We start from the raw sequence: 25,518 nt of genomic DNA, 5'->3' as shown, positions 1-25,518 counted from the left end.
TCCCTACCTGCGGCGTCAGCAATCCAGTCCGGAAATCCAGTCCGAGAGGCTTTGCGAAAAACTTCGCGGCACGATGAGTTCGCACGCGGTATCGCCGGTGCGCAGGAAAAGCACGGGCACATGGTGCAAGGATGTCAGCACGGCGCGGCCCGGGGCGGCCGCCGGCGCGCGCCAGTCGACAGTGATGCATTTGGAGACGACCCACGCGACGTCGGCCCCAGCCATTCTGAAACGCACGCGACCTTCGTCGAGAGAGACCGAACAACCGAGATCTGGATCGACGGCAAGCGAAGGCGCTTCAATACCGTCGTCGAGAGCCAGCCAGAGACGGCGAGGCGCGACGCGGATCACGAGGAGACCTTTTTGGCGAACCGTCTCTCCGACCGAGGCGGGAAGCTTGGTGCCGAGCGACGCCGAGAGGCTCGATTCGAATTGCCCCAGCGCGCCGTCCCAGCCGTCGACCTGGATGAGCGGGCAATCGGCTACGGACAGGCTGAAATCCGGGCTAGCCATGCAGCCGCTCTCCCTGCGAATCGAGGAACACCGGCGAGACGATGCGGGCACGCACCGTTTCGGCTTTCATCGGATAGACGGCCACGACCTCGCTTCCTTCGCTAGCGACATCGCCGGCAAGCAAGGCCAGCCCGACATAGTGGCCGCGTTCTGGGCTGAAGGTGACAGAGGTAACGCGCCCGTGCCCGTGGCCGTAAGGTTTCTCGTCCGGCAGAAACAGGATGGCGCCACCGCGAAGGCGTTTTCCCTCCTCGATGCATTCCAGTCCGACCAGGCGCTGGCGGTCGGGCGCCTGGAAGGCGGGGCGCCGTCGCAGCACGTCGCCGACGAAGCCGGTGCGCTTGCCGGCCATGCGGCCGAGGCCAAGATCGTCGAGCGTCGTGCGCCCATCGATTTCAGGTCCGGCGACATGGCCCTTTTCGACGCGCAGCGCGCCAAGCGCCTCGACGCCGTAAGGCTTCAGGTCGAACGGCCTGCCGGCTTCGAGCAGGTGGGTCCAGAGCTGTTCACCGGCAGTTGCGCCAACATAGATTTCGTAGGCGCGCTCGCCGGAATAACTGAGGCGCAGGATGCGGAGCGCACGGCCCTGCCATTCGCTTTCGAGCAATCCCATATGCGCAAGTGCCGCGTCGGAAACATCGAGAGCGGGAAACGCCGCACTCAGAATTGCGCGGCTTTTCGGCCCGGCAACCGACATCGCCGCCCATTCATCGCTCACCGAGGTCACGGCTACGCGCAAATCCGGCCAGGCCGTATCGAGCAGGAATTCCAGACGCGACAGCACGTCGGCGGCCTTGGCGGTCGAGGTGGTCATGAAGAACCGGTTCTCGGCCAGACGCGTCGTGGTGCCGTCGTCGAAGACGATGCCGTCGTCGCGCAGCATGACGCCGTAGCGCGCACGGCCAACCGGCAGTTTGGCAAAGCCGTTGGCGTAGATGCGATCGAGGAAAATCGCCGCATCCGGGCCCTGGACGTCGATCTTGCCGAGGGTGGAGATGTCCATCAGGCCTGCTGCCTGCCGCACACTCCGCATTTCGGCGACATAGGCTTCGTTCACGTCGAGCCCGGATTGCCTGTAGAAATAGGGCCGCATCCAGAGCCCGACCTCCAGCATCTCGGCGCCGTTCGCCATGTGCCAGCCGTCCATCGGCGTGCGGCGGATCGGCTTGAAATGATGACCGATGGCGCGTCCGGCAAGCGCGCCGAGGGCGACCGCCGTGTAGGGCGGTCGAAAGGTCGTAGCGCCGGTCTCGGGGATCGTCGCGTTGCGCAGGGTAGCCATCGAGGCAAGCGCCGCAAAATTGCTGGTCTTGCCCTGGTCGGTGCCCATGCCAAGCGTGGTGTAGCGCTTCAGGTGCTCGACCGATTCATAGCCCTCGCGATGGGCGAGCTCGACATCCCCGGTCGTCACGTCCATCTGGAAATCGACGAAGGCCTTTCCACGCCCGACAGAAGGGATTTCGAAAAGCAGTGCCGTGGCGGTCTCGCCGAGATCGAGTTTCGATGGAGTGGGCGCCGGCGCCGACTTGCCGCAGAACGATGCCGCCTCGGTGCCGGCGCGATGACCGTCCTCGATGGCACCGGCGGTCGAATAATTTCCCATCATCGAGCCAGCGCCGAACCGGTCCGCCGGAAACGCCCCCGGTACGAAGCCGCCAATGTCGTCGTGATATTGAGGTTTGACGCCCAGGTGCGAGGTGAGATGCACGGTTGGCGACCAGCCGCCGGACACGCAGACCAGGTCGCAGGACGCCTCGGACTGGCCGTCCGGTCCGTTGAGCGTTGCACGCCTGACGGCATGACCGCCGCGCAGGTCGACGATGTGCGTTCCCGCCCGCACCACCACGCCGAGCCGTGCGGCTTCTGCGGCAAGCGCGGCCGGCGGCGCTGCGCGCAGATCGGCAACTGTCACGTCTGCGCCGGCATCGGCGAGGTCGAAGACGGCGCGCCAGGCGCTGTCATTGGTGGTGGCGACGATGATTTTTTTGCCGGGCAGGACGGCGAAACGGTTGAGGTAGGTCCGGGCGGCCGAGGCAAGCATGACGCCGGGCCGGTCGTTGTTCGAGAACACCATTGGTCGCTCGATCGCGCCGGTGGCGAAAACGATCGAGCGGGCGCGAAGCATGGTGAATGTCTGCCGCGCCTCGCCCGCCAGCTGCGGATTGGTTGGGTCGCGTTGCTCGACCAGTCCGATGACATTGCCGTCATAGATGCCGAAAGCGGTTGTCCGCTTCATCAGAGTGACGGTTTCGGAGCTCTCCAGCTCGGCCTCGGCCTGTCTCAACCATGCGGCCGCTGCGCTGTCGGACGGCTCCGCCAGAAGCTGGCCGCCGAGCAGGAAATCCTGTTCGATCAGCGCGACCCGCGCGCCGGCCGCTGCGGCAGCACGCGCCGCCGACAATCCCGCCGGGCCGCCGCCGACGATTGCGACATCGGCAAAGGCTTGACTGATGTCGTAGCGGTCGGGATCAGGGTCGCTGCCGGCTCTGCCCAGCCCGGCCGCCTTGCGGATAAAGTGCTCGTAGAACATCCAGGCGCGGCGCGTCGGACCCATGAAGGTCTTGTAGTAGAAGCCGGCCGAAAGGAACGGCGCGAACAGGCCGCTGACGCTTTGCACGTCAAAGGCAAGCGAAGGCCAACGGTTCTGGCTTTCCGCGACTATGCCGTCTGCAAGTTCCAGTGTCGTCGCCGGCAGGTTCGGCTCGCGCTTACCTGCGGTTGCGAGCGTGACCAGCGCATTCGGCTCCTCGGGCCCGGCGGAAAAAATGCCGCGCGGCCGATGATATTTGAAGCTGCGCCCGACCAGGGTGACGCCGTTGGCGAGCAGCGCGGAGGCAAGCGTGTCGCCGCGATATCCGATCAGGCTCCTGCCGTCGAAGGTAAACTCGACCGGCTGCTCGCGGTCGATACGGCCACCCATCGACAGCCGCTTGTGGTTCGAACTCATGCCGGTGGCTTCCTGGCGGGTGATTTCCTAGCCGATAATTGCCTGGCCAGCTCGACCGATGCGATGGCGTGGTTGCGCGTGTCGCGTTCGACCACCAGCCATTGGCGGCAACCGATCACGTGCTGCCAGAACTCGCGATGCAGGCCTGCCGGATTTGCCCTGATATAAACGTAACGGTACCAGGCCTGCGGATCTGGATCGTCGTGGGCCGGACGCATGACGGAAGCATCGCCGCCGTAGCGGAACTCGTCATGGTCGCGCAGACCGCAGCAGGGGCATTCGATGCGCAGCATTGTCTTGCGCCTCCTATTGCAGCCAGGCTGAAGGACCGGCGCCAGCCTCGTCGAGCGTGTGGCCGGTGCGGAAACGATCGAGCCCGTAGGCTGCGATCAACGGATGCGGCTTGCCGGTGGCGATCGTGTGGGCGAAGCACCAGCCGGAAGCCGGCGTCGCCTTGAAGCCGCCATAGCACCAGCCGCCGTTGAGAAAGAGGCCCTCGATCGGTGTCGGGCAGATGATCGGGCTGGCATCGGGCGTCATGTCCATGACGCCGCCCCAATGGCGCAGCAGGCGGACGCGCGAAATGCACGGCATCAGCGCAATCGCCGCCTCCGCCACTTCGCGCACGACGCCGAGATTGCCGCGCTGGGCGTAGGAATTGTAGCCGTCGAGATTGCCGCCGAAGACCAACCCACCCTTGTCCGACTGGCTGACGTAGAAATGATCGGCGCCATAGGCGACGACATGGTCTACCAACGGCTTCAGCGGTTCGGTGACGAAGGCCTGCAGGACGTGGCTTTCGATCGGCAGTTCAAGGCCGGCCTTGGCGCCGAGCACGGATGTATGACCGGCAACAGCGAGGCCGACCTTGCCGGCGCCGATCCGGCCCTTCGTCGTTTCGACGCCGACGATACTGTCGCCGTCGCGGAGGAAGCCTGTCACCTCGCAATTCTGGATGATGTCGACGCCATGGCCGTCGGCGGCGCGTGCATAGCCCCAGGCGACGGCGTCGTGGCGCGCCGTGCCCGCCCGGCCCTGGAAGATGGCGCCGTGGATCGGGAAGCGGGCGGTGTCGGAAAAGTCGAGATAGGGCACCAGCCGGCGCACGTCTTCGCGGTCGAGGATATCGGCATCGATGCCGTTCAGCCGCATGACGTTAGCACGGTGGCTGAAGCTATCGAGCTGATCGGCCGAATGCGCGGTGACCAGCTGGCCGCGCTGCGAGAACATGACGTTGAAATTCAGCGCCCGCGACATGCCCTCCCAGAGCTTCATCGAGAATTCGTAGAACTGGGTGTTGCCGTCGAGCAGGTAGTTGGAGCGGATGACGGTGGTGTTGCGACCGACATTGCCGCCGCCGACATAGCCTTTTTCGAGCACCGCGACGTTGCGGATGCCGTGGTTCTCGGCGAGGTAGAAGGCGGTAGCGAGGCCGTGCCCACCGCCGCCGATGACGATCACGTCGTAGGACGGTTTTGGCTCCGCCGCCCGCCAGGCGCGCTGCCAGTTCTTTTGGCCGGACAGCGCGTTGCGGAAAATCGAAAATGCCGAATAGCGCGCCATGCGTGCGGGCCTATCGAACGATCGGGCCGGCCGGTGTGCGGGTGAGCACTTCGGCGCCCGCATCGGTCAGAAGTACGGTGTTGGAGACGAAGTCATCGCCACGACCGGTGCCCATCAGCCACGACAGGATGTGGAAGCTCATCCCGGTCTCGATCTTGAGGTCGGAATCGTGCCTCAAGCCCGTCACCGAGTTGCCGCCGGTCCATGATGGCGGCTGGCCGGCACCGACGAGGTAGCCGCAGTGATGGCGGCGATAGTGGGAGAGACCGGCCTCGTCGGCGACTGCCTGCCAGGCGGCGTAGACGTCGCGCGCCCTGGCGCCGGGCCGCAGCGCCTCGACGACCGCATTGAACGCCTTGGCGGTCACCTCCGCCATCGCGGCGTCTTCGTCGCTGATATAGCCGATGCGAACGAGCCGGCCGAGCGGCGCGTGATAGCGCGAGATGCAACCGGACAGTTCGACGAAGACCGGCTCGCCCTTGCGGTAGATCCCGTCGCCCCAAGTCGTGTGCTCCTCGCCCAGGCGCGCGGCCGGGCGGATGAAAGGTCCGAAGCCCGGAGCATGACCGCCGGCGCGGATCATTGCTGAAACACATTGGGCCGCGACCTCCTGTTCGGAAGCGCCGTCCGAGATCGCGGCGATCGCGGCGCCGGCGGCGGCGTCGGTCACTTGTGCCGCCTGACGCATCAGCGCCTGTTCCTCGGCGCTCTTCACCCGCCGCATCCTGTCGATCAGGCCGGAGACGTCGCTCCATCTGGCATCGGCCTGCGTCTGGAGTGCGATGGCAAGCCCATGGCTGAGACCGGCCGTCCAGTATTCGAGGCCGATCCGCTTGCCGGACAGGCCGAGCTCCGCAAGCACCCGCGCGGCAAGATCGGCCGCCGTTTCGCTGTCAGAATGGCCACGGAATTCCGCTGCCGTCACCTGTTTCTCGATAGTCACCTTTTCCATCGAGCGGGTGACCAGAACAGGCCTTCCTTCGATCGGGACGATCAGCAGGTGAGGGGCAAAATATCCCCAGTGATCGAGCCCGGTGAGGTAAAAGACATTCTCCGGCGAAGCAAAGACCGCCGCGTCGAGCTCGCGCTCGGCCAGCGCCGTGCGGACCCTGACCAGACGGCCGGCGACTTCGGCTTCGGAAAACGGATTGCGGTCCATCAGGCGTCCTCGTGCTTGTTGCCGGCTTCGTTGCCGGCTTGATCTTTCGTCAGTTCCGGCTTCCCGCCCTCATGGTCAGTCGATGACGATAAGTTCGCGCGCCACGTCGCAGAGGCGTTCGCCGCCGCGATCCGTGACGACGAAGGATTCCGAGATGGCGATGCCGAAATCGTCGAGCCAAACGCCAGTCATGAAATGGAAGCACATCCCGGACTGCATCTCGGTGGTGTCGCCGGGACGAAGACTTGCGGTGCGTTCGCCCCAATCGGGCGGGTAGGCGAGCCCAACCGGATAGCCGACGCGGCTCTCCTTCTTCAGCCCGTTCTTCCTCAACACTGCCTGCCAGGCGGCTTCTACTTCTTCGGCGGTGTAGCCGGGGCGCGCCTTCTCAAGGCCGGCGTCGACGCCCTCAACGATCGCCTTGGCCATATCGAGGATGGCTTGCGGCGGCCTGCCGAAATGTACGGTCCGCGTCAGCGCCGCATGATAGCGCCGCCGCACCCCGGCGATCTCCAGAATGGCGAGGCCGCTGTCCGGCAGCGGTGCGTCGGACCAGGTCAGATGCGGCGTGCTGGTGCCCTCGCCGACGGGCATCAGCGGACAGATGGCGGCATAGTCGCCGCCAGCTCCGGGCACGCCCATGATCTGTGCGTGATAGATTTCCGCAATGACATGGTTCTGGGGCACGCCAGGTCGCATCTTTTCGATAGCGCGGTTCATGGCGTACGTGCAGATCGCACCGGCCTCGCGGATCAGCACCAGCTCGGCTTCGGATTTGACCAGCCGCGCCCAGTTGACGAGATCGTGGTTGTTGGCGAAGTGCGCGTCAGGCAGCCCGTTGATGAGATGGGCGTGGCAGCGCGCGGTGTAATAATGCGCGTCCATTTCGACGCCGATGCGAGCCTTTCTCCAGCCACGCGACCGGATCATCTGGGCGAGTTCGTCATAGGGATGTTCGACGGGCTGCTGCACCAGCCGTTCCGAGAACGGCACGATGTTCTTCTCTGGCAGGCCTGTGGTCAGGCGTGCGCTCCTGGCGTCCTGCGCCCTGCCGAACCAGATCGGCCGGTCCTCTTCCAGATGAACGAGGACGCACTGCGGAACATAGAACGACCATCCGTCATAGCCGGTCAGCCAGCACATATTGGCTGGATCCTGACAGACGATGAGGTCGAAGCCGGCCTTCTCCATGCGTGACTTCACGCCGGCCAGGCGCTGCGCATACTCCGCTTGCGTGAATGTCCCGAAACCGCTCGCGCTCGCCACCGAAATCCTGCCTTGCGGATACGCTGTTTTGCCCCTTTTTAAACAGGGCAATTTGCTTAAATTGTGCACAACTGGACAACAATTTGTCGTTTGACCACGAATTATCGCCCGAATTTCTAGCGCTTTTATATCTTCGCTTGCACAATGTCTAGGGCAGTTGTATACGTCTTGACAAACAGGTGTCGACCTCGAAGAAGGCCGCGCCCTGGGAATCATCAGTCAGTTGTTCAATGGGAGAAAAGCATGTTCAAATCATCGATATCGCGCCGGATGGTCGTGAAAGCCGCCGCCTGCCTCGTGCTTGCCGCGACATCACTCACGGCGCTGCCCGCTTATGCGGAAACCACCCTCGAACGGGCCAAGAAGGACGGCTACATCCGCGTCGGCTTTGCCAACGAGGCGCCGTTCGGTTACGCCACGCCTGACGGCAAGCTGACCGGCGAAGCGCCGGAAGTTGCCAAGGCGGTGCTCGCCAAGATGGGCATCGCGCAGGTTGACGGCGTGCTGACCGAATTCGGCTCGCTTATTCCGGGTCTCAAGGCCGGCCGCTTCGACATCATAGCCGCCGGCATGTTCATCAATCCGAAGCGCTGCGCCGAGATCAATTTCTCCGAGCCGTCCTACGGCATCGGTCAGGCCATGCTGGTGGCAAAAGGCAATCCGAAGGGCGTGAAGGACTTTTCCAGCATCAAGGAAAACCCGGATCTCAAGCTCGCCGTGATGGCCGGCGCCGTCGAGGGCGGCTATGCCAAGGATGCGGGCGTTGCCGCAGGGCAGATCGTTGCCTTGCCCGATCAGTCCAGCCTGGTCGCCGCCGTCCAGTCGGGCCGCGCCGACGCTGCCGCGCTAACCGCTCTTTCGATCGCCGACATGGCCAAGAAGGCTGACGGCGTCGAATCGACCAAGCCGTTCGGCGAGGTTGCCGGCAAGTCGGTGAAAGGCCATGGCGGCTTCGGCTTCCGCAAGGAAGATACCGATCTGCAGGAGGCGTTCAACGCCGAGCTGAAGACGTTCCTCGGCTCGCCGGAGCACATCGCGCTGGTCGAGCCGCTCGGCTTCGGCAAGGACTACCTCCCCAACAAGACCACCGCGGAGCTTTGCGCGGGCAAATAGGTTCCCAACTGCTGGCGGCGCGAAAGCGCCGCCCTTTTTTCTAGGGGAATCCGCATGGGAATCCGTACGCTTGTTGCCATGCTGGTCACCGCGCTTGTCGTGATCGGTGCCTTAGCAACGCAGGAATCTTACAAAGTATTTATGCCGGGGCTGCTGCAAGGCGCGGTCCTGACGATCGAGATCGCTATCCTCGGCAGCCTGCTGGCAATTGTCATGGGCGTGCTGGCGGCGCTGGCAAGGATGTATGGCCCGGCGCCGCTCAGATGGCTGGCCACGGTCTATGTCGAGATCTTCCGCGGCACGTCGGCGCTGGTGCAATTGTTTTGGCTGTTTTTCGTGCTGCCGCAATTCGGTGTCACGCTCGACGCATTTCTGGTTGCCGTTCTGGCGCTCGGCCTGAACGTTGGAGCTTACGGATCGGAAGTCGTGCGCGGCGCGATTCAGTCCGTCGCCCGCGGCCAATGGGAGGCGTCTACCGCATTGAACATGAGCCGCCCCCAGATGCTGCGCCGGATCATCCTGCCGCAGGCTTTCGTCGCCATGATTCCGCCGTGGGGCAATCTGTTCATCGAGCTTTTGAAATCGACAGCGCTGGTCTCGCTGATCACGCTCTCGGACCTCGCCTTCAAGGCGCAGCAAATGAACCAGAACACGTTCAAGACCATTCCGATCTTCACCCTCGTCCTGCTGATGTACCTGGCAATGTCGCTGGTTGTGACCATCGGCATGCGGCTTCTCGAAAGGCGGGCTTCGCTCGGACTGGCGCGGGGGAAGGCAGCATGATCTGGGACTGGGCATTTGCTTTTGAAATCCTGCCGGTGCTCGCCCGCGCTGCCATCGTTTCCATCGAGGCGACGCTGATCGGGTTTGCGCTTGCCGCCTCGCTTGGCCTGGTGCTGGCGGTCGTCCGCATCGCCGTGCCGTGGACCGGCTGGACGATTTCGGTGCTGGTCGAACTGATCCGGTCAACCCCGCTGCTGATCCAGATATTCTTTCTCTATTTCGTCTTTCCGAAATTTGGCGTCGTGCTCGACGCCTTCACCGCCGGGGTGCTTGCCATCGGCATCCACTACGCAGCCTATTGTTCCGAGGTCTATCGCGCCGGGTTCGACAACATCCATCGCGGCCAGTGGGAAGCCTCGGTCGCACTCAATCTGTCAGCCTGGACGACGTTCCGCGACATCATCATTCCGCAGGCGATCCCGCCGATCGTTCCGGCGCTCGGCAACTATCTGGTTGCCTTGTTCAAGGAGACGCCATTGCTTTCCGCAATCGCCGTGCTGGAGCTGATGCAGACGGCCAAGATCATCGGCTCCGAAACCTTCCGCTACACTGAGCCGATGACGCTGGTCGGCCTGTTCTTCCTTGCCATGAGCCTGGTTTCTGCCGCGCTCATTCGCTCCCTCGAAGGCCTGCTCAACCGGAGGACCATGCGATGACGGAACAACCGATGGTCCGCTTCGACAATGTTTCGAAACGCTACGGCGCGCTGACCGTTCTCGACGGGCTCAATCTGGAAATAGCACGCGGCGAGAAGGTCTCCATCATCGGGCCGTCCGGCTCCGGCAAGACCACGGTGCTGCGCATGCTGATGACGCTGGAGACGATCAATGACGGCGTCATCTGGGTGGAAGGCGAGCCGCTCACCCACATGGAGAGGAACGGCAAGCTTGTTCCCGCCGATCTCGCGCACATCCGCAAGATCCGCGCCAAAATCGGCATGGTGTTCCAGTCGTTCAACCTGTTCCCGCACATGACGGCGATGCAGAACTGCATCGAGGCCCCGATAACCGTGCTCGGCATGAAGCGCGCCGATGCCGAGGCGCGTGCGGCCGAGCTGCTCGACATGGTCGGCTTGTCGGAGAAGAAGGACCACTATCCCTCGCAGCTTTCCGGCGGCCAGCAGCAGCGTGTCGCCATCGCCCGCGCTTGCGCCATGCGGCCCAAGATCATGCTGTTCGACGAGGTGACCTCGGCACTCGACCCCGAACTCGTCGGCGAAGTGCTTGAAGTCATCCGAAAACTCGGTAGGGAACATGACCTCACCATGTTGATGGTCACCCACCAGATGGGATTTGCCAAGGAATTCTCCGATCGCGTCTGCTTTTTCCATGCCGGCAAGATCTGCGAGCAGGGGCCGCCAAGCGAGTTGTTCGGCGCCCCCAAGAACGAGCGGACACGGCAGTTCCTGCACGCTGTCCTGGAGGCTGGATGACGCTTGAGACAGATGCCTCGCCCCTGGCCGTGACCGCCGCGCCGCCGCGTCCGCTTTCGGCGCGGGAGCGGTTCGAGCGTATCTACCGGATATTGCGCGACCGTATCTGCCTGCTCGACTACGCGCCGGGGAGCCATCTCTCCGAGGAAGAACTTGCCCAGGAATTCCAGATCAGCCGCACGCCGGTTCGCCGTGTCCTGGCGCGCCTCGAATCCGAGGGTCTGGTTCAATCCGTCCATGGCGTCGGCACGATCGTCACCGACGTCGACATTGAGGAATTGCAGCAGGTCTATCATTTGCGCCTGGAACTGGCGCTCCTCGTCGGCAAGCTTTCGCCGATCCCGCGCACGGCGGACGACCTCGACCGGATAAGGGCACTCATCGCGCGCTGCGATTCCGATGTGCTCAACCCCGACCAGCGCGCTTTCCTGCGCCTCAACATGGATTTTTTCTACGAGCTCACCGCGATGACCGGCAACCAGCCGCTGCGCGAGATCAGCGAGCGTCTGTATTTTCAGGTTGCGCGCGTCGTCCTGAAGATGATGCCGCAGTTGGGCCTTGTGGAGGAGTTCACTGCGTTCCGCCGCGAAATGGAAGAGGTGCTTGCCGCCGCCGAGATCGGCGACTGGGAGTCCATCGGGCACATAAGGCGAGCTCATATCTCGATGAGTTTTCGCCGCATGATGCGTCATGCAGGCGAGGCCAATATCGCCACATAGGGGCTGCGCGAAGTCGCCGCTTGATCGGCGAACGCCGGATCACGACCGGCGGACAGCGCTTCGTCGGCTGGCGACCAGCTTCAGCCAAGGCGCCGAATGGAAGGCGCTCATCAGCAAGTACATCACGACCATTCCACTCAGCGGTGACGCATCTTCCGCCGCCGAGCAGATCATGCCCGCATCACCGGTGACGGCCGTCAGCAGCCCCATCATTGCGAAGGTTGGCGCGGCCGCCAGGGACAGCCAGTCGGCCGCGCCGCGGGCGGCGACATTGTCGCTTGGGAAATCGGCAGATCCGCTGCCTGCGGGCGGCATCTTCCGGGTGTGGTTGGAGTGCAGTGTCATCGAACGTCAGCCCTGGCCGTACTCGTCATGGCGGCGCCACCAGACGCCCGTCTCGTTACGCCCTTGGGGCGCGCGGTCGAGCCACTGATACATGCCCCAGAGGCCGTCCAGTCCGCGCGCATAGGTGGAATAGGCGTGGTAGACGACGCCGTCCTCGAGCACGAACGCGCTCATGCCCGGCCTCTCGCGCGTGTACGTGGCCATGTCTGTTCCGCTCATTGCAGCGAACGTCGCGGAGCCGTCGGCAGTCGTACGCGAGGGTATCTCGGCGAACGGCGCCTCGCGCACATAATTGTATTCGATGCCTTCCTCGCGCTGCTGCTCCTCGGTGAACGAAACGTCGAAGTCGAAATTGAAGTCGCTGCCGTGTGAGGAGGCCCAGGGGAACGTCCACCCCATCCGCTGCTTGTACGCCTGCAGCTTCGCCAGCGGTGCCCGCGATACCGCCGAAAGCGTGACGTCGTGGTTGGCCAGATGGACGACGAAGCCGTCGAACCCGTCCGCGATCGCTGAGCAGGCCGGACAGCCCGCCGTGTAATCGGGCCCGAACATGAAGTGGTAGACGAGGAGCTGCGAGCGTCCCCTGAAAAGGTCTGCCAGTGAGGCGCTGCCTTCATCGGTCTCGAATCGGTAATCCTTGTCGATCCGAACCCAAGGCAATTCCTGCCGCCGCCGCGCCACCTCGTCGCTTTGTCGCGTGAGCTCCTTCTCCGTCTTGAGCAGATCAAGCCGCGCTGCCAGCCACTCCTCACGTGTTCCGGTCCTGTGTGTCGGCATCGTTCTTCTCCTCTATGTTCTGTCCTCTATGTCCTGCCTCGTTCGCACCGTTTTCTTACGGCGCGCTGGCTGTTGGTCCTGAGATAGATTAGGACCTGATTTCGAATGGTGAGAGTTACAAGTGTGACGGGATTCCGATGGACTCGCTGATCACCGCTGCGGCGCGCGCCCTCGCAACGGGTGATCCCCTCGGCGCATTGAAGCGGGTCGCCCTGCGTGACGATGCGCCTGCGCTTGCGCTGCGCGGCATCGCGATGGCGCAGCTCGGCGATCTCGTTCGAGCAAAGGCTCTCCTCAAAAGTGCTGCGCGCGCCTTCGGTCCGAAAGAGGCCGTGGCCCGCGCGAGGTGCGTCGTCGCCGAAGCCGAGATCGCACTCGTCTCGCGCGACCTGGGCTGGCCGGCGAAGGCACTCGACGCCGCGCGGTCGACGCTTGAAAAGCACGGCGACCACGTCAATGCCGCGCATGCGCGCAATCTCGAAGCTCGGCGCCTGCTCCTGATCGGACGCCTCGATGAGGCCGAGAGCAGGCTCGCCGGGTTCGACCCGACAACGCTCCCACCCGCGTCGAGGGCCGCCCACGAGCTGGTGATTGCGGGGCTCGCGATTCGACGCCTCCGGACCAAGGCGGCGCGCGTTGCGCTCGCGCGGGCCGAGCATGCCGCGCGCCAGGCGGACATTCCCGCGCTGACGGCCGAGGTTGAAGGCGCATCCCTCGTGATGAACACGCCCGCCGCGCGCCTGATCGCCCGTGGTGAGGAGCGCCCGCTCCTGCTTGAGGAGGTCGAAGCGCTGCTGACGTCGGGGGCGCTCGTCGTCGACGCCTGCCGCAATGTCGTGCGGGACGCCGGCATGATCGTCTCGCTCGCGACGCGCCCGGTCTTGTTCGCGCTTGCGCGCACGCTGGGCGAAGCCTGGCCCGCGGACGTGCCGAGGAGCACGCTCGTCGCCCGCGCCTTCGGCGGCAAGCACGCCGATGAATCGCATCGCGCACGGTTGCGGGTCGAAGTCGGTCGGCTTCGCGTGGAGCTGCGGTCACTGGCGGATGTGAGCGCGACCAAGCGAGGCTTTGCGCTTAAGCCGCGCCGCCCACGCGATGTCGTGGTGCTGGCGCCGCCCGTCGACGAGCAGCATGCAGCGGTGCTTGCCTTCCTCGCCGATGGCGAGTCGTGGTCGAGCTCGGCGCTCGCAATTGCGCTCGGAGCCAGCTCGCGCACCGTGCAGCGATCGCTCGAGCAGCTTGCGGCAGCAGGCAAGGTGCAGTCGTTCGGTCGCGGGCGAGCGCGTCGCTGGATGACCCCACCCGTACCGGGATTCCCGACAATCTTGTTACTCCCCGGTTCACTGTCGGGCTACTAGGATAGAAGCATGAAGCGATCTGCAGCCGAAGTCCTCCGCGAATATGGACCCTTTCCGGGTGTCGACCAGGTGGCTGGGGTTACGTTCGACGGTCAGCACGTCTGGTTTGCGTCCGGATACAGGCTGAACGCCTTGGATCCTGCGAGCGGGAAGGTGGTGCGCGCGATCGATGTCGCCGCGCACGCAGGAACGGCCTTCGACGGTCAGCACTTGTTCCAGATCGCCGAAGATCGCATCCAGAAGATCGACCCGAAGACCGGCCAAGTGCTGGCCACGATCCCGGCGCCAGGTGGCGGCGGCGACTCCGGGCTCGCCTGGGCCGAAGGGACACTTTGGGTGGGGCAGAATCGCGGTCGCAAAATTCATCAGATCGATCCCCAGACAGGGGCAGTTCTTCGCACAATCGATTCCAACCGCATCGTCACAGGGGTCACCTGGATCGACGGCGAACTCTGGCACGGCACCTGGGAAGGTGACGAGAGCGACGTCAGGCGGATAGATCCTGAAACGGGAAAGGTCCTGGAGAAGCTCGATATGCCGCCTGGAACAGGCGTGTCGGGGCTCGAGTCCGATGGTGGCGATCAGTTCTTCTGCGGCGGTGGAAACAGCGGCAAGGTGAGAGCCATCCGCCGGCCCAGGCGAGGCTCCACGAGCAAGTAACCGAAGCGGCCCTCGCGGGCGCGCTTTCCCCCTTGACGAACCGTCCGCCGGGTCCTGCCAGCAGAGGCGGCCATCGACGCGGCGGACTGGACCGCTGTAGCCCTGCGCAAGCCGATCGCCTGTCGGTGCGCCTCCGCTCTTTCTTGGCGGCAGCACAGATAGCGCCGTTCCGCCGCCGCCCTTGGGTTGGTGGAATCCACGTTGGACCGCAGGGCAATGAGGGGCAGCGCAAATCTGAAGCGATGGAATTGCAACTGTAGGTAGTTTCAACTTGACAGGTGATGGCCGCCGCCAAGGCGGGTTTTTTGTCTCGGGTTTCGGCGCCATCTCTCACAGGCCCGCGAATTCGAGGCTGGCGGCACGACTTGACCTAACCGTCGGCCACTTCCGGGAGGTTGAGCCCTGGCTTGAAAACTGCGCGTTTTGTCAAACTGAGCTCGAACCGCTGTTCGGCTTGGCGCGGCGCTCGACGATGTAGATGTGGTCGGCGACCAGGACCACATCGCCATGCTGGTTGATCACTTCGCAGCGCTCGATGACCCGGCCCGAATCCGGCCGCTTGGGATCGTCTTCCCTAGCCGAGATGGTGGTGCGGGTCTTGATCGTATCACCGATGAACACCGGCTTGATGAAGCGCAACCTGTCGTAGCCATAGGAGAAGGCGACCGGGTTGATGACGCTTGCCGTCAGCCCGACGCCGACCGAGAAGACCAACGTGCCGTGCGCGATGCGCTGGCCGAACGGCGTCGTCTTCATGAACTCGGCATCCATGTGGTGGGGAAAGAAATCGCCGGTATGGCCGGCATGAACGACGAAGTCGGTCTCGGTGATGGTGCGCCCGCTGGTCATGCGCGACGAGCCGATCTGGTAGTCCTCAAAGTAGATCGTCTGCTCCATGTCAGGGCCTCGCCGCGATCGGTGTTGCCGGCGCCGCACTCGATCGGTAGGCGGCTTCGACCAGTGCCATCGTGTTCCAGCCGTCCTCGACGGAACTGACAAGTTCGGCATCCTCGCCTGACGCGTAGCGCTGGACATTGGCCATGCGGCCGACAAAGGCGTCCGGAAACCATTCGCCGACGAGCGGCACTGTAACCCAGTCGGAGCCGCGCTTCGGATAGATTTCAAGGATATCAGGCTCGCCGCGCGGATAGTCGAGGTTCAGCCCGAGTTTGAGATAGGCGGCGCCCTCGGTGCCGCAGATGCGGAACTCGCAGGCCTGGTGTTTTCGGCCGAATTTATGATCGTGATTGATCGACAGCGCACAGCGCACGGTATCGCCATAGTCGAGGATCGCGCTGGTGCGCGTTTGCGCGACCTTGTGGTTGGGATGGCCGAGCGTCTTGGCGTGAACCCCTCCGGGATCGCCGAGCAATTGCCGGATCAGGTCGAGATAGTGGATCGAATGCATCGCGATCTCGACGCGCGGCGCCTTCAGCAGGAACTCCCAGAGTTGCCAGGGGGTGGCAAGCGCCAGCCAGGCGTCGAAATCGACCACGTCGCCGAGCCAGCCCATGGCAATCGCATCCTTCAGCGCCAGCATCATCGGCGCGAAGCGGAGTTGGAAATTCACCGCCGCCTTCAGGTTTTTGGAGCGGCAGATTTCGAGGATTTCGGTCGCCTCGGTGAGATCGCTTCCCATCGGCTTCTGGATCAGCGCCATCGCACCGTCGGGCAACGCCCTGAGCACGCCGGCATGACGAGCCGGCGGCGTCGCCAGGTCGAAGACGGCGTTCTTGATCGCCGCGGCCTCCTCGACCGACCGGTAAGCGGCGACACCCCATTTTGCCGCGAGCTTTTCCGCCTTGGCCTGATCGCGATCGAAAAGCCCGGCGACCGGGAAGCCGGCTTTCCCATAGGCCGGGAAATGCGCATCGCCGACGATCGACCCGGCGCCGAAAATCACAATCGGCCTGGGCTTTGACGGCTGTGCCCACGCCTGGGAGAGCGAGGCAGGATCGAAAACACCATCAGTCATGATGGAAGACTTCGTCCATCGATGCCCACCACTCGCCTTGCCCGCGCGTCGGCAGCGGCTCCTGGCAAGGCATGCACAGTGCCCACCATTCCTGCGTCTTGGGATCGGCGGCCATCTTGGCCATGTCGGCGGCATAGTCGGTTCCGTGATATTCGAAATAACTGAACAGCAGGTGCTCCGGCTCCTTGAGGTAGATCGAATAATTCTTGATGTTGCAGGCGGAAATCATGGCCAGCACGTCAGGCCAGACGGCGGCGTGAAGCCGCACATAGTCGGCGACCTTTTCCGGCTTGAGGCCGAGCACCATTCCCATCCGCTGCATGTCCGGCTCCCTATTTTGTTATATCGGTCGTGAATTCCGCGATGCTCTTCGCCTTGACGGCATCCCAGTCCCAGTCGATGCCGATGCCGGGCTCGCCCGGCGCCAGCGCGTGCCCGTCTTCGATGCGCATCTTGTTGCCGGTCAGTTCGTCAAGCTGGGGAATATACTCGACATATCGGCCGTTCTGAATGGCGCAGGTCAGGCTGACATGCAGTTCCATCAGGAAATGCGGGCAGACCGGGATGTCGAACGTCTCGGCCGCATGCGCGACCTTCAGCCATGGCGTGATGCCGCCGATGCGGCCGACATCGACCTGCACGATCGAGCAGCCGCCTTTTTGCATATATTCGCGGAAATGCCGGATCGAGTAGAGCGACTCGCCAATGGCGATCGGCGTCGACGTCGCATTCGACAGCCGCACATGGCCGTCAATGTCGTCGGCCGGCAGCGGTTCCTCGATCCAGGCGAGGTCGAGATCGCGCAGCCGCTCCGCCCGGCGGATCGCCTCGTCGACCGAAAAGCCCTGGTTGCAGTCGGTCATGATCTCGTAGGATGACCCGACCGCCTGGCGCACCGCGGTCAGCCGGGCGAGATCCTCTGAACCGTGCGGCTTGCCGATCTTGACCTTCGATCCGCGAAAACCCTTGGCCTTGGCGGCCAGCGCGTCCTCGACCAGCGCCTCGGTCTCGATGTGCAGCCAGCCGCCTTCGGTCGTGTAGAGCGGACAGCGGTCCTTGGCGCCGCCGGCCAGCTTCCACAGCGGCAGGTTTTGCTTCTTTGCCCTGAGATCCCACAGCGCCGTATCGATGGCCGCCAGCGCGATGGCCGTGATCGCGCCGATCGTCGTGGCATGGGTGGCAAATTCGAGCTCGTGCCAGATCGCCTCGATCATGTCGGCGTTACGGCCGATCAGCCGCGGCGCGAGGTGATCGGCCATGAGCCGCATCACCGAGGAGCCGCCGGTGCCGATCGTGTAGCTGTAGCCGGTGCCGACCGCACCGTCGGCGTCGGTAATGGTGACGATGGGAGTCTCCTGGCTGACAAAACTCTGGATCGCATCGGTGCGCTTGACCTTCGGCACCAGGTCGACCATGCGCAGTTCGACTTTTTCGATCTTTGCCATGACGTTAACCTCGCAATGTGTTGCCGGTATCGGCAGAAAACAGATGGGCCTGCGAACAGGTCCAGGCTCATTTTCACCCGGTCGCCTGGCCTTAAGCGGTTCCCGTCGCGCCGACCCGATTTGCAGTGCTTAATTCATATACAAACAAAACCTTTACGATGTCGTCAAGTTTGAAAGTTCTTTCCGGATGCAAGCCATTGTGCGTATATGAAAGTCAAAATTCACTGGGGAGTGCTATGGCGGAGGACGAGGACGAGGACCGTTATCGCGCCCCGGCGCTCGACAAGGGGCTCGACATCCTCGAGCTTCTGGCCGGCGTCGACGGCGGCCTGACGCAGGCGGAAATCGCCAAGAAGCTCGACCGCAGCCCCAACGAGTTCTACCGTATGCTGGACCGGCTGGTGCGACGCGGCTACGTCACGCGGCCCGACGGTGATCGTTATTCGCTGACGCTCAAGCTGTTTGGTCTGGCGCAGTTGCACGCGCCGGTGCGGCGGCTGGTTTCCTATGCGACGCCGCTGATGCGTGAACTTGCCGAAACCTCGCGGCAGGCAAACCAGCTTGTCGTCTTCGACCGCGGTTCTGCCGTGGTTATCGCGCAGCAGGAAGCTCCGGACTATTGGGGCATCTCGATTCGCGTTGGCGCGCATGTCAGCCTGTTCGACACCGGCTCCGGGCATGTGCTGCTGGCATTTCGCTCGCCGGAAGAGCGGCAGATGATGATCTCCGAACATCTGCGCAGCACCGACAAGCCGCCTCAATCGCCGGAATTCTTCGCCCGCCTCGATCAGATTCGTGAACGCGGCTATGAGATGATGGCGTCGGTGCAGACGGCCGGTGTGTTCAACCTGTCGACACCTGTTCTTGGCTCGGACGGCAAGGCGATCGCCGCGCTGTCGATCCCCTACATAACCCTGGTCAATGCACCCAAGGCGCCCGATATCACCAGGACAATAGAACTGCTGCTGGCGGCGACCGAGAAGCTATCGCAACTGGCGGGATCAACGGTCAGACAGGCGAAGTGAATTCTTATTTGAATGAACGATTTCTCGGTGAGATGATTTGAAACGCCGGAGGAGGAGCGCGTCGTCATGATTTTCGACACCCATCTGCATCTGATTGACCAATCGGCGCTGCGCTATCCCTGGCTCTCCGGCGTGCCGGCGCTCAACCGCGATTTTTCCTACGACGAATATGCAATCCAGGCCCGGCGTGCCGGCATAGAGGGCGCGTTGCATATGGAGGTCGATGTCGATCCGGCTGACATCGAGGCCGAAACCAGCCATGTGAAAGCGCTGTCACAACAGAGGGATAGTTTACTGCGCGGGGCGATCGCCTCCTGCCGTCCGGAAGCGCCGGGCTTTGCCGCCTATATCGAGCGCCAGCGCGCCGATCCCTTCGTCAAGGGTTTTCGCCGTGTGCTCCACGTCATGCCGGACGAGCTTTCGGAAGGCGCGCTGTTTCGGGAAAACATCAAACGGCTTGCCGGCACGCAATTGACCTTCGATCTCGTCGTCCTGCCGCACCAAATCCCCAAGGCGATTGCACTCGCCGATCTCGCGCCGGACGTGCAGTTCGTGCTCGACCATTGCGGCGTGCCCGACATCAAGGGCACCAGTGAGCATCCCTGGCGCGAGCATATGGCGGAGATTGCGCGCCGCCCAAACGTCGTCGGCAAAATTTCCGGTGTGGTCGCCTATGCGGACGCTGGATCGTGGACTGTCGAAACGCTGCGTTCCTATGTGGAGCACACCATCGAATGCTTCGGCTGGGACCGCGTCGTGTGGGGCAGCGACTGGCCGGTCTGCACGCTTGGCGGCGGGCTTGCGACCTGGGTGGCGGCGACGCACGCGCTGCTTGCCGGTGCAAGCCTCGATGAGCGGCAAAAGCTGCTCTCCGGCAATGCGAAGCGGCTTTGGAGTTTGTAAGCGGCTTCAGATCGTCGCCGACACGTGCCTCTCGCGGCCATAGAGCGACACAAGCACGATCACCAGGCCAAGTGCGCACGGTCGACGGCCGGAAGCCGAGGCCGATCAGCAGCGTGGGTTGCCCCGGATCAGACTGTTCATGGTCTCCTCCATTCAGTTGGTTTCAGGACCTCCACCGGCAGCGCCGGGTGCCGGGAAACTCTCCACAAACAGGCGATTGAGATCGGCAACGACGCGATCGGCATCGTGCTTTTCGATCAGGCCGAGATTGATGCGATCGGACGCGGCCTGCTGGAAGGCCATGTAGCCATCGTGGCGTGGCCTGACCCAGGCACCCTCGAGCGTGGGGCGGGTGTCCTTGTAGAAATTGCCGGCGGCTGCATTGACGGCTGCATCGTCCCAGGCTGCGGCATGGCTGGGCTGGCCGCCGGCCGCCGCATAGGGGCCGCGCTGCACCTCGCCGCTGGCGATCCAGTAGGCGAAGTCGATTGCCTTTTGCATGGCGTTCGAAAAGGCCGACACGGCAATGCCGGTTCCGCCGAGCGCCGAGCCGACCGGACCGGCATCGCCCACAGACGGAATGTCGGCGAAGGCAAGGCGGCTGCTCCGGAATCCGGCAATGGCATAGGAGACATAGCCGTAGATCAGCGGCGCGCAGGCGATCCGCGAGCCAGAGCCGGCCATGTCCTCCAGGACGTCGATCGGGTCCATGCCAAGGCAGGCCGGATCGATGAGAGCCGCGATCTCGCGCATCACCTCGAAAACGCGGCTGCCCGTTGCAGGGTTGACGTGGTCGCTGGGGCCTTCGACGGCGGGCCGGCCGAGATTGCCGGCAAGCGTGTAGAAAGTCATCAGCGAATGCGGCGGCCTGAGCGGCAACAGCACGCGGCCTTGCCGCGCCAGGTCGAGCACGTCGGACCAGTTCGCCGGGGCGGCGGAAAGCATGTCCGGCCGCCACGCCTGCACCTGGCTCGCCGTGTCGATCGGAAACGCCCACTGCCGGCCCTGCCAGTTGTAGCTCGGATAGGACCGGCCGACGCTGCCCGCCGCCAGCGCCGCGCGCTCCGCTTCGCGGCCAACGACATCGAGCGGCGCCAAACAATTCTCGGCAGTGATCTGGCCGACATGCGGATGATCGATGACGATCAAATCATAGGCACGGGCCAGTTCTTCGACCGGAAAGGATTCGAAATCCTGCAGCGAGCGCTTGTCCCATTCTATGTTAACGCCGGTGCGCTGCTTCCACAGCGCCGAACAGGCGACCATCGGATCGTAGCCGCGCGGATGGCTCCAGGTCATGCCTTTGAGCATCACGTCGCTCACAATCCGAACTCCTTGCGGATCTTTGCGCTGTGCTCGCCGATGCGTGGCGCAGCCCGCTCGACCTTGGCGCGGACGCCATCGACCCTGAGCGGCGAGCGCGTGGTGAGGATCGAGACGTCGTCCTCGCGCGTCACCGTCTGCAGCATGTCGAGCACCTGAAAGCCTTCGCTGGCCATCATTTCCGGCCAGGTCAGCACCTTGGCGCACCAGATGTCGGCAGGCTCGAGGATGGCAAGCCATTCGTCGACCGTTTTCGTCGCGATTTTTTGCGCGATGATCGCCTTGATCTCGTCGCGGGCGGTGAACCAGGTCGACGGCTGATCGCGATAGGGCGCTAGCTCTTCGAGCGCCAGGAGGTCGGCCAGCTTCGGGATCGGCGTCATGGCAATCGCCAGATAGCCGTCCTTGGCCGGATAGACGCCGTAAGGCGCCGACAGATAGGCATGGGCGCTGCGGAAGGCCGATCGCCGCGGCAGGCGGCGTCCGTCATTGAGATGCGTGGTCAGCACCTCGAACTGGAAGTCGACCAGCGCTTCGAACAGGCTGGTCTCGACATGGCTGCCCGCGCCGGTCACGCCGCGCCGCACCAGTGCGGCAAGGATGCCTTGCGCGGCGGCGGAGCCCGCCAGCATGTCGGCGATCGCCAGGCCGAACGGCACCGGTCCCTGGTCCTCATCGCCGTTCAGCCACATCACGCCGGAACGGGCTTGCGCCAGCAGATCCTGCCCGGGCCGCTTGACCCACGGGCCTTCCTCGCCATAGCCGCTGATCGAGGCATAGACCAGGCGCGGATTGATTTTGCGCACCGCCTCAAAGTCGAAGCCCAGGCGCTCGATGACGCCGGGGCGGAAATTCTGGATCAGCACGTCGGCCTTGGCCAGCAGGCCGCGCAGCGCCGCAAGGTCGGCCTCGTCCTTGAGGTCGATGGCAAAGCTTTCCTTGGCGCGGTTGATGGCGTGGAAGATTGTAGAGTCGCCGCCGATCTCGGTGTCGCTGAGATAAAGCCGGCGCGACAGGTCACCGCCATCCGGCCGCTCGATCTTGATGACGCGGGCGCCAAGGTCGAGCAACCTCAGCGAGCAGTAGGGCCCGGACAGGAACTGGCTCATGTCGACGACGACGAGCCCGGTCAGCGGCAATTCGGCAGTGGCAGCCATTGCCTATTTCTCCATCTTGCCGGCTAAATCGGCCGGCTTGCGGTACTTCACCGTCTGCAGGTGCTCGCAATAAAGCACGAGCTCTCCTTCGCGATCGCCAGTGCCGACGAACCGTGGAACAGCGAATTGCATGATCTATCCTCCCGTCAATCTTCTTTTGTGAATAGACTTTTCACATATGGGATTGCCTTGCAAGCGTGAACAGGCGAAATTTCGTGCGAATCCGCGGCGGCCAATGCCGGCGGAACAAGGGAGGTTTTATGCGGAATGCCTGTCTGGTCTTTGTCGGCAGTCTCAACCGCGAGGCGCCTTATTTTCAGGGCGCGCGCGGCGTCGGGCTCGGCGTCTACAGCTTCGACGAAGAGACGCTGGAGACGAGGAAACTGACTGAGACGGGTGACATCGACAATCCGACCTTTCTGTCGGTGACGCCGGACGGCTCCCACGTCTATGCCAATTCCGAGGTGCTCACCTGGCGAGAAGGCGTGGTCTCGGCCTACCGCTTCGACAGGCAAACCGCCGCGCTCTCCTACATCAACAAGCAGCCGACGCTTGGCAGCATCACCGCGCACAACACAATCACTCGCGACGGAACGAAGCTGCTGGTCGCCAATTACGGCATCGGCGAAGGCGGTCCCGATCGCTCGGTCGTCGTCTATGGGCTGAGCGAGGATGGCGGCCTGACCGCGCCGTTGTCGAGCGTCGCCCATACAGGGACTGGTCCCGACACAACTCGCCAGGAACGCTCCCATGCTCACAGCGTAACCGAGACGATCGCCGGCGGCGTGGCGATCGTCGCCGATCTCGGCATCGATCGGCTTGTCTCGTACCGCATCGGGCGTGACGGCAGCTTGACCAGACTGGCGGAGTCGGTGCTTGCGCCCGGCGCCGGCCCACATCACGTGGCGCTGCACCCAGGCGGGCGCTTCGTATTCGTGATGAACGAACTGGATTCAACGGTGGCGTCGCTTGCGCTCGACGATCCGTCAGGAAGGCTCTCGGTCATCGACACGAAGCCGGCGGTCCCGGAGCAGGCGCGCGACGGCAATCATTGCGCCGATATCCAGATCTCGCCCGATGGCCGCTTCCTCTACGGTTCCAACCGCGGCCATGACAGCGTTGCGGTGTTTTCCGTCGACCAGCAGACAGGCACGCTCGCGCTCGTCGACTATGCGCCGTGCGGGGGCGCCACGCCGCGCAATCTGGCACTGACGCCCTCGGGCGGCCATCTCTTCTCGGCCAACCAGAACGCCGACCGCATCTCGATTTTCGCGCGCGACGCGGCCACGGGCCGGCTGGCCGACACCGGGCGATACATCGATGTCGGCACGCCGATGTGCGTGAAGATCGTGCGTTGAAAGTCACGCTGTCTCCTTCCAGCAGCGAGGGCGTGCACGGTCCTGTGATTTCGGCTGAGCCATCAGCGTGGTAGCTTCCAGTTGTTCCGCTGCGGAGTCGTCATGCGTACCAAGCTGCTAGAAATCACCCTTGCTATGCTGCTGCTGGTTGGCGGCCTTCCAGCCGGCCATGCGGAAGTGGCCGAGCGGCCGTCGCCTTCGGGCGGCGTTCTGTCGCTGCTTCCGCCGCCCCAGGTCTCTGATCATTCGATCGTGATCGCGGGACGCACGCTCAACTATCAGGCAAAGGCCGGCACGCTGTCGTTGCTATCGGGCAAGGGCGACGTCACCGCGGAAATCTTTCATGTCGCCTACACGCTACGTCCCGAGCCAAGCCGGGAACCAGATCCCCAGCGCCCGATCACTTTCGTATTCAACGGTGGTCCCGGAGCGGCTTCCGCCTATCTGCATCTCGGCGCGCTCGGTCCACGCGTGATGGCGACGGCGGCTAATGGAAGTTTTCTCCCATCGCCGCAGCGGCTTTTGGACAACCCGAACACCTGGCTCGACGTGACCGACCTGGTCTTTGTCGACCCCGTCGGAACGGGCTACAGCCGCGAAGCACCCGGAACCGAGGCACGCAGCTTCTGGGGCGTCAACCAGGATGCCGCCGCGATGGGCGCCTTTATCCGGCTCTACCTGGCACAGGCGGGCCGCACGGCGTCGCCGGTGTTTCTTGCCGGCGAAAGCTATGGTGGGTTTCGGGCGGCACTGCTTGCCAAGACGCTTCAGGATGATATCGGCATCAGTCCTCGCGGCATCGTGCTCATCTCGCCGGCGCTCGAATTCACACTCGTGCGACCCGACGAGTTCCAGCCGCTACACTGGGCGCTTGAGCTGCCGTCGCTGGCGGCGGTGCGCCTGCGCAGCGAAGGCGTCACCGGTTCCGAGCTGCAGGAGCGGTTGGCCGATGTCGAACGCTATGCGCTTGGCGATTACCTCGTCGCGCTTGCCAGCGGGCTCGAACAAGGTGGGCGCCTGGCGAGCCCGCGCGTTGCGGAAATCACCGGCCTGCCGCTAGAACTCGTCAAACGAAACTTTGCACGCATTCCCACCGCCCTCTTCGCCAAGGAGTTTGCTCGGGCAAGGGGCAATGTTCTCAGCGCCTATGACGGCACGATCGAAACGGCAGACGTTGCCCCGGAAAGTCCAAGGCCTCGCGGCCCTGATCCGGTGCTCGACCGAAGCGTGCCGGCGCTCACTTCCGCCTTTGTCAGCTATATCAGGGAGGAATTGAAATTCCGCACCGATCTAAGCTACCGGCTTCTCAACCGCGAAGTCAGCGGCAATTGGGATTACGGGACGAGCCCGACGCGTCAGGGCTATGTCGGCGTGATGGATGACCTTCAGCAGGCGCGCGCGCTAAATCCCGGCCTCGGCGTTTTGATCGTCAACGGCTACACCGACCTGGTGACACCCTATCTGGTGTCACGCTACCTGGTCGGCCAGGTTCCTTCGCTTCCTGGCGCAAAGCCCATCCGCGTCGACCTGCTGGAAGGCGGCCACATGATGTATTTCAGGCCAGACAGCCGGCGCGCGCTGAGAGAGGCCGCGACCGAGCTTTACCAAGCGCCGAAATGAAACGGTTGAAGCCGGGTACAAATGATCTGGATGAGATCGTAGCCGCCTCTTCGCATGAGCGACGGACAAGGCAACAC

Annotated in this window: 25 protein-coding genes and 1 pseudogene; 11 read left to right on the top strand and 15 right to left on the bottom strand. The window is 63.7% G+C overall.

Annotated features, from left to right (window positions below; genetic code table 11):
* Positions 1-15: 15 nt before the first annotated feature.
* The 6 genes from CIT26_RS25630 to CIT26_RS25605 all read right to left on the bottom strand — a co-directional run bounded on the left by CIT26_RS25630 (position 16) and on the right by CIT26_RS25605 (position 7,448).
* On the bottom strand, positions 16-513 hold the full coding sequence (locus tag CIT26_RS25630; protein ID WP_095495154.1) for an aminomethyltransferase family protein: 498 nt from the start codon (positions 511-513) through the stop codon (positions 16-18).
* Positions 506-3,460 (bottom strand): sarcosine oxidase subunit alpha family protein, encoded by a 2,955-nt coding sequence (locus tag CIT26_RS25625; RefSeq protein WP_095495153.1) that lies wholly within the window; start codon positions 3,458-3,460, stop codon positions 506-508. Before CIT26_RS25625 ends, CIT26_RS25630 begins: the two co-directional genes overlap by 8 nt.
* Entirely contained in the window at positions 3,457-3,753 is a 297-nt protein-coding gene (locus CIT26_RS25620; protein ID WP_095495152.1) for a sarcosine oxidase subunit delta, read from the bottom strand. Before CIT26_RS25620 ends, CIT26_RS25625 begins: the two co-directional genes overlap by 4 nt.
* 13 nt (positions 3,754-3,766) lie before the next feature.
* Complete coding sequence (locus tag CIT26_RS25615; RefSeq protein WP_095495151.1) at positions 3,767-5,023, bottom strand: sarcosine oxidase subunit beta family protein; 1,257 nt, start codon at positions 5,021-5,023, stop codon at positions 3,767-3,769.
* A gap of 10 nt (positions 5,024-5,033) precedes the next feature.
* Positions 5,034-6,182 (bottom strand): M24 family metallopeptidase, encoded by a 1,149-nt coding sequence (locus CIT26_RS25610; protein ID WP_095495150.1) that lies wholly within the window; start codon positions 6,180-6,182, stop codon positions 5,034-5,036.
* 75 nt (positions 6,183-6,257) lie between these two features.
* Positions 6,258-7,448 carry a M24 family metallopeptidase gene (locus tag CIT26_RS25605; RefSeq protein WP_245319548.1) on the bottom strand — a complete coding sequence of 397 codons (1,191 nt, stop codon included), beginning with the start codon at positions 7,446-7,448 and terminating at the stop codon, positions 6,258-6,260.
* A gap of 243 nt (positions 7,449-7,691) precedes the next feature.
* Here CIT26_RS25605 and ehuB point away from each other — a divergent pair, with 243 nt between their 5' ends.
* The 5 genes from ehuB to CIT26_RS25580 are packed head-to-tail and all read left to right on the top strand — an operon-like array spanning position 7,692 to position 11,495.
* Positions 7,692-8,561: an ectoine/hydroxyectoine ABC transporter substrate-binding protein EhuB gene (ehuB, locus tag CIT26_RS25600; RefSeq protein ID WP_095495149.1), complete on the top strand. Its 870-nt coding sequence runs from the start codon at positions 7,692-7,694 to the stop codon at positions 8,559-8,561.
* Positions 8,562-8,615: 54 nt separating this feature from the next.
* Positions 8,616-9,344 (top strand): ectoine/hydroxyectoine ABC transporter permease subunit EhuC, encoded by a 729-nt coding sequence (ehuC, locus tag CIT26_RS25595; protein WP_095495148.1) that lies wholly within the window; start codon positions 8,616-8,618, stop codon positions 9,342-9,344.
* Complete coding sequence (gene ehuD, locus CIT26_RS25590) at positions 9,341-10,000, top strand: ectoine/hydroxyectoine ABC transporter permease subunit EhuD (RefSeq protein WP_095495147.1); 660 nt, start codon at positions 9,341-9,343, stop codon at positions 9,998-10,000. Before ehuC ends, ehuD begins: the two co-directional genes overlap by 4 nt.
* Positions 9,997-10,776: an ectoine/hydroxyectoine ABC transporter ATP-binding protein EhuA gene (gene ehuA, locus CIT26_RS25585; RefSeq protein WP_095495146.1), complete on the top strand. Its 780-nt coding sequence runs from the start codon at positions 9,997-9,999 to the stop codon at positions 10,774-10,776. Before ehuD ends, ehuA begins: the two co-directional genes overlap by 4 nt.
* Positions 10,773-11,495, top strand: coding sequence for a GntR family transcriptional regulator (locus CIT26_RS25580; protein WP_095495145.1), 723 nt, complete (start codon positions 10,773-10,775; stop codon positions 11,493-11,495). The genes ehuA and CIT26_RS25580 overlap by 4 nt, the downstream gene beginning before the upstream one ends.
* A 39-nt stretch (positions 11,496-11,534) precedes the next feature.
* Here the strand turns inward: CIT26_RS25580 and CIT26_RS25575 are convergent, their stop codons facing one another.
* Positions 11,535-11,840, bottom strand: coding sequence for a hypothetical protein (locus CIT26_RS25575; RefSeq protein WP_095495144.1), 306 nt, complete (start codon positions 11,838-11,840; stop codon positions 11,535-11,537).
* Between the two features lie 6 nt (positions 11,841-11,846).
* The gene (locus CIT26_RS25570) at positions 11,847-12,617 is read right to left on the bottom strand and encodes a DUF899 domain-containing protein (protein ID WP_095495143.1); all 771 of its coding nucleotides are present in this window, start codon (positions 12,615-12,617) and stop codon (positions 11,847-11,849) included.
* A gap of 137 nt (positions 12,618-12,754) precedes the next feature.
* Here CIT26_RS25570 and CIT26_RS25565 point away from each other — a divergent pair, with 137 nt between their 5' ends.
* Together CIT26_RS25565 and CIT26_RS25560 are read left to right on the top strand one after the other, a co-directional pair.
* Entirely contained in the window at positions 12,755-13,975 is a 1,221-nt protein-coding gene (locus tag CIT26_RS25565) for a helix-turn-helix domain-containing protein (RefSeq protein ID WP_095495142.1), read from the top strand.
* A gap of 9 nt (positions 13,976-13,984) precedes the next feature.
* Positions 13,985-14,635, top strand: coding sequence for a Vgb family protein (locus tag CIT26_RS25560; protein WP_095495141.1), 651 nt, complete (start codon positions 13,985-13,987; stop codon positions 14,633-14,635).
* Between the two features lie 426 nt (positions 14,636-15,061).
* Here CIT26_RS25560 and CIT26_RS25555 read toward each other — a convergent pair whose 3' ends face one another.
* Genes CIT26_RS25555 through CIT26_RS25540 form a run of 4 tightly spaced genes read right to left on the bottom strand, consistent with a single transcriptional unit; the run spans position 15,062 to position 18,055 of the window.
* Positions 15,062-15,532, bottom strand: a complete 471-nt coding sequence (locus CIT26_RS25555) for a MaoC/PaaZ C-terminal domain-containing protein (protein ID WP_095495140.1) — start codon at positions 15,530-15,532, stop codon at positions 15,062-15,064.
* Between the two features lies 1 nt (position 15,533).
* The gene (locus tag CIT26_RS25550; RefSeq protein WP_095495139.1) at positions 15,534-16,610 is read right to left on the bottom strand and encodes a Gfo/Idh/MocA family protein; all 1,077 of its coding nucleotides are present in this window, start codon (positions 16,608-16,610) and stop codon (positions 15,534-15,536) included.
* Positions 16,603-16,932, bottom strand: coding sequence for an L-rhamnose mutarotase (locus CIT26_RS25545; RefSeq protein WP_095495138.1), 330 nt, complete (start codon positions 16,930-16,932; stop codon positions 16,603-16,605). The genes CIT26_RS25550 and CIT26_RS25545 overlap by 8 nt, the downstream gene beginning before the upstream one ends.
* 10 nt (positions 16,933-16,942) lie before the next feature.
* Entirely contained in the window at positions 16,943-18,055 is a 1,113-nt protein-coding gene (locus CIT26_RS25540; protein WP_095495137.1) for a mandelate racemase/muconate lactonizing enzyme family protein, read from the bottom strand.
* A 236-nt stretch (positions 18,056-18,291) separates the two neighbouring features.
* On the opposite strand from CIT26_RS25540, the gene CIT26_RS25535 reads away from it, so the two are divergent.
* The gene (locus tag CIT26_RS25535; RefSeq protein ID WP_095495136.1) at positions 18,292-19,080 is read left to right on the top strand and encodes an IclR family transcriptional regulator; all 789 of its coding nucleotides are present in this window, start codon (positions 18,292-18,294) and stop codon (positions 19,078-19,080) included.
* Between the two features lie 66 nt (positions 19,081-19,146).
* Positions 19,147-19,983, top strand: a complete 837-nt coding sequence (locus tag CIT26_RS25530; protein ID WP_095495135.1) for an amidohydrolase family protein — start codon at positions 19,147-19,149, stop codon at positions 19,981-19,983.
* 153 nt (positions 19,984-20,136) lie between these two features.
* Here the strand turns inward: CIT26_RS25530 and CIT26_RS25525 are convergent, their stop codons facing one another.
* From CIT26_RS25525 to CIT26_RS36095, 3 genes and pseudogenes are all read right to left on the bottom strand, one after another.
* A complete protein-coding gene (locus CIT26_RS25525; protein WP_206072817.1) occupies positions 20,137-21,282 on the bottom strand; it encodes an ABC transporter substrate-binding protein in 1,146 nt (381 codons plus the stop codon).
* 20 nt (positions 21,283-21,302) lie between these two features.
* On the bottom strand, positions 21,303-22,463 hold the full coding sequence (locus CIT26_RS25520) for a CaiB/BaiF CoA transferase family protein (RefSeq protein ID WP_095495133.1): 1,161 nt from the start codon (positions 22,461-22,463) through the stop codon (positions 21,303-21,305).
* A 3-nt stretch (positions 22,464-22,466) separates the two neighbouring features.
* Positions 22,467-22,553 (bottom strand): annotated as a pseudogene (locus tag CIT26_RS36095) (amine oxidase); the annotation flags it as partial.
* A 170-nt stretch (positions 22,554-22,723) separates the two neighbouring features.
* Between CIT26_RS36095 and CIT26_RS25515 the strand changes: the two are divergent.
* Together CIT26_RS25515 and CIT26_RS25510 are read left to right on the top strand one after the other, a co-directional pair.
* Positions 22,724-23,821: a lactonase family protein gene (locus CIT26_RS25515; RefSeq protein ID WP_095495132.1), complete on the top strand. Its 1,098-nt coding sequence runs from the start codon at positions 22,724-22,726 to the stop codon at positions 23,819-23,821.
* Between the two features lie 102 nt (positions 23,822-23,923).
* Positions 23,924-25,441 carry a S10 family peptidase gene (locus tag CIT26_RS25510; RefSeq protein WP_095495131.1) on the top strand — a complete coding sequence of 506 codons (1,518 nt, stop codon included), beginning with the start codon at positions 23,924-23,926 and terminating at the stop codon, positions 25,439-25,441.
* The last annotated feature ends 77 nt before the right edge of the window (positions 25,442-25,518 follow it).

It is taken from the genome of Mesorhizobium temperatum, from assembly GCF_002284575.1.
In the GTDB taxonomy this organism is placed as follows: Bacteria; Pseudomonadota; Alphaproteobacteria; order Rhizobiales; family Rhizobiaceae; genus Mesorhizobium; species Mesorhizobium temperatum.
Note: the sequence above shows the minus strand (reverse complement) of the source record. Positions and strands in the feature narration are given on the sequence as shown.